This is a genomic window from Algoriphagus sp., assembly GCF_024642405.1.
In the GTDB taxonomy this organism is placed as follows: Bacteria; Bacteroidota; Bacteroidia; order Cytophagales; family Cyclobacteriaceae; genus Algoriphagus.
The window spans coordinates 1-3,568 of record NZ_JAHEBC010000376.1; the positions used below are offsets into that span (position 1 = coordinate 1).

Below are 3,568 nucleotides of genomic sequence, written 5' to 3' on the forward strand. Positions count from 1 at the left end.
CCGAGTTTATACTGGTGGTCAAGCACTATTTTCCGCTACAGAACCTTGGAAACTATTAGATCGAGTAGAAGAGCCTTTTATTCAGCCAACACTTGCTTTTGAGAAATCTGGTCAATACCCAGAAGGAACGACTTTTCTAGAGGGATTAGTTTTTTTTGAAGGTAAATGGCTACTTTATTATGGTACTGCAGACAGCATGGTGGCGGTAGTTTCCTGGTCAGTGAATAAATGATTTTAAGAAAATCTTAAGTATTTATTGAAGGAGGTAATAAAAAAATCTAAGACCTTAGTCTTTTTAAATTTAATATGGCATCAATCAGTATTATTATTCCCGTTTACAATGAAGAGGAAGGAATTTCTGCTATAATAGAATCTTTTCGGCCTTATTTTAAAAAAACCAAACTTGATGCACATTTACTTTTTGTGAACGATGGATCTAGGGATGGTAGCCTCGTAGAAATTGAGAAAGTTTGTCAAAATGAACTGAATTGTCATTTTATTTCCTTTGAGAAAAATGCAGGTTTAAGTGCTGCCATAAAGGCTGGATTTGATTATTCTAAGACTGATTGGGTGGGATATATTGATGCTGACCTTCAAACAAGCCCTTCTGATTTTTTATTGTATGAGCCTTATTTGGATGAATTTGATTTAATTACAGGCAAGCGTGTAAATAGAAAAGATAGTTTTGTGAAGAACATGTCTTCCTCTTTTGCCAACTGGTTTAGAGATAGTTTGCTACATGATGGAGTTTCGGATTCAGGTTGTCCCTTAAAGATTATTAAAAGAGATTTAGCAGTTTCTTTACCATTTTTCAAAGGGATGCATCGTTTTATTCCAGCTTTGATCTTAATGCAAGGAGGGAAGGTAAAAGAAATTCCCGTAGCTCACTTCCCTAGAAAGACAGGGAAAAGCAAATTTAATCTTTGGAATCGACTGCTATCGCCATTTCTAGATACTTTGGCAGTAAGATGGATGATGAAAAGAAAAATCTCTTACAGGATTGAGATTACTGATCAAAAAAAACATAATCCAAAAGTCAATGAGTAGTTGGTGGCTACTAGGCGTAGGGTTTTTAGCACAAGGTTTATTTTCTGCTAGGTTTCTTATACAGCTTATCAAATCAGAGAAAGCAGGTGAAGTTCTTTCTCCGGTAATTTTCTGGCAACTTAGTTTAATAGCCTCTTTTCTTTTGATGATTTACGGTACTTTTCGAGAAGATGCCGTGATTGTGGGTGGTCAGGTGATTGGTTACTATATCTACATAAGAAATCTTCAGATTCAGAATTCCTGGAAAAAATTTGGCCTTTTTCTGAGAGTTTTGTTTTTGGTTTTACCCTTTGTTTTTTTCATTTATTTGATCTTTTTCAATCATTTAGATTTGGATCGTTTATTTGACAATCCTGAGATTAGTAGTTTAATGCTTACTTGGGGAGGATTAGGTCAAGTTGTTTTTACGACAAGATTTGTTGTCCAATGGTTTCAATCTGAAAAAACCAAAAACTCGCACTTCCCCATGGCATTCTGGTATATCAGTATGGTGGGTGCAGTTATGATTGCAACCTACGCGATTTTCCGAAATGATGCAGTTTTATTTATTGGTCAGGCCTTTGGGATATTGGTCTACGGTCGTAATATCATGATTCATTTTGGTCCTAGAAATACACAAAGAGTCAGTGTAATAGAAAGGATCAAAGAATATAGATTGGGACTGCTGTTGATTTTGACAGCAATGGTACTCTTTTTCAACTTGAATGCTTGGTCAGTTACGGAATCAAGTGAAGCCCGATATGCGGAGATCGGTAAAGAAATGCTTGAATCTGGGGATTGGATTCATCCTCAGTTGATGGGTATATACCATTATCACAAGCCTCCCATGACTTATTGGATAACTGCTACTTCCTATAAAATCTTTGGAGTAAGTCCTTTTGCAGCACGTTTTTTCTTACAAATTTCAATTTTGTTGGAGATTTTTCTTGTTTATTTAATTGGCAAATTGCTAGTCAAGGATAAGAAAAAAGCTTTTTTGGCTGCAATGCTTTATGCGTCATTTCCTACTGTAATTATATCTGGCCGGGCTTTGACAACGGACGCTTTTTTGACCACATTTATTCTGGCAGGAATCTTTTTTTGGATTTGGTATGAAACGAATTCTAAGCCTTGGGTTTTGCTTTTAGCTTATGTTTTCTTAGGCTTAGGCTTTCTGACCAAAGGCCCCGTCGACCTCATTGTACCTTTGGTTCTTTTAGCCTCTCAAAAAATTCATCGAAAAAGAATTCCTGGTTCAGTTACCCTTCATTTGATTGGCTGGATCTTGATGCTATCAATTGGATTAAGTTGGTTTGTGAAATTGTACACAGAGGATCCAAGATTCTTTGATTATTTTGTTTTCAAACATACCGTAGACCGATTTGCGACAGATACTTTTGGCAGATCTCAACCTTTCTGGTTTTATCCGGTACTTCTAATTTTGACTGCTTTTCCATGGGTTTTGATTTTCTTGGCTAAAAGTAAGTCTATCTGGAAAAGTCATAAATCCTTACCAAAATTCTTTTGGGTTTGGTTAATAGTGCCAGTGATTTTCTTTTCCTTGAGCCATTCTAAATTAGTTCTTTACATCCTGCCCGTTTACTCTGGATTGGCGCTTGGTGCAGTTGTTATTTGGGGGAAATTAAAGAAACAAGAGCAGAAACTATGGGAGAGGATTCAATTGGGGATCCATATTTTTTTACTGATAGCCTTACTTCTTTCCCCCTTGATTGATGAAAGAATTGCATTGAACTACAAGTTTTACTTCTTGGCCATCATAATCGGGTCAGTTCTGGTTGCTTTCCAATTCACAGGAATGAGGAGGGCGGATAGAGCGATAGTTTCAGCTTGGATTTTCACAATGGGAATTACAGGTCTTTCCACTTATTTCTTTAGCCAGAATCCAGGGTTGACCAATGACCCTCGAAGAGTGGTTTCATGGATAGGAGAAAATACTCCTACCGAAAGCCGCCTTATTATCTATGATAAAAGACTTCCTTCTGTTCTTTTCCTATCAGACCGGAATGTTATGTCTATTTATGATGGGGATGAAAGCTTAAACCGGGAAACGCAATTTCAAAAAGATGATCAATGGAAGTCATTTTTAATTAATTTGAAGAAGGATCCTAACTGGATAAATGATCCGAAAAACCAAGCTGGAATTTGGTTAGCTAGAAAAAATAAAGAAATGCCTGAACTTCCTTCTAGTAAAAGTTGGGAAGTATTGAAGGAACTGGATGGCTGGAAAATTTTAAAAATAATCCAAAATCAATAAGCTATGCGAATCCTAGTAGTTGAAGATGAACAGGGAATATCCAATTTTTTAAAACAAGGATTGGAAGAAGAAGCATATGCGGTTGACGTTGCGGAGAATGGGAGAAGAGGTTTAGAATTAGCACTTTCCGGGAATTATGAACTGCTACTGTTAGACTGGATGCTTCCAGGCATGAGTGGAATCGAGATAATGAGGCAATTCCGAAAAGAATTTCCAACTACCCCAATCATTTTCTTGACTGCGAAAGATACAGTTGATGAGACGATT

3 protein-coding genes and 1 pseudogene are annotated in these 3,568 nt (G+C 36.7%); all 4 read left to right on the forward strand.

Annotated elements, in window-relative coordinates; all coding sequences use genetic code 11:
* Positions 1–232: pseudogene (locus Q0L68_RS18005) on the forward strand (pesticidal protein Cry15Aa); the annotation flags it as partial.
* A 74-nt stretch (positions 233–306) separates the two neighbouring features.
* Positions 307–1,047: a glycosyltransferase gene (locus Q0L68_RS18010; protein ID WP_296705647.1), complete on the forward strand. Its 741-nt coding sequence runs from the start codon at positions 307–309 to the stop codon at positions 1,045–1,047.
* Complete coding sequence (locus Q0L68_RS18015) at positions 1,040–3,301, forward strand: lipid-A-disaccharide synthase N-terminal domain-containing protein (RefSeq protein ID WP_296705648.1); 2,262 nt, start codon at positions 1,040–1,042, stop codon at positions 3,299–3,301. Before Q0L68_RS18010 ends, Q0L68_RS18015 begins: the two co-directional genes overlap by 8 nt.
* A 3-nt stretch (positions 3,302–3,304) precedes the next feature.
* Positions 3,305–3,568: response regulator (locus Q0L68_RS18020; RefSeq protein WP_296705649.1), on the forward strand; the 264-nt coding region annotated here is incomplete at its 3' end.

Coding starts and splice junctions, on each gene's coding strand:
- Q0L68_RS18010 (WP_296705647.1), top strand. CDS start 307: ATGGCATCAATCAGTATTATTATTCCCGTTTACAATGAAGAGGAAGGA.
- Q0L68_RS18015 (WP_296705648.1), top strand. CDS start 1,040: ATGAGTAGTTGGTGGCTACTAGGCGTAGGGTTTTTAGCACAAGGTTTA.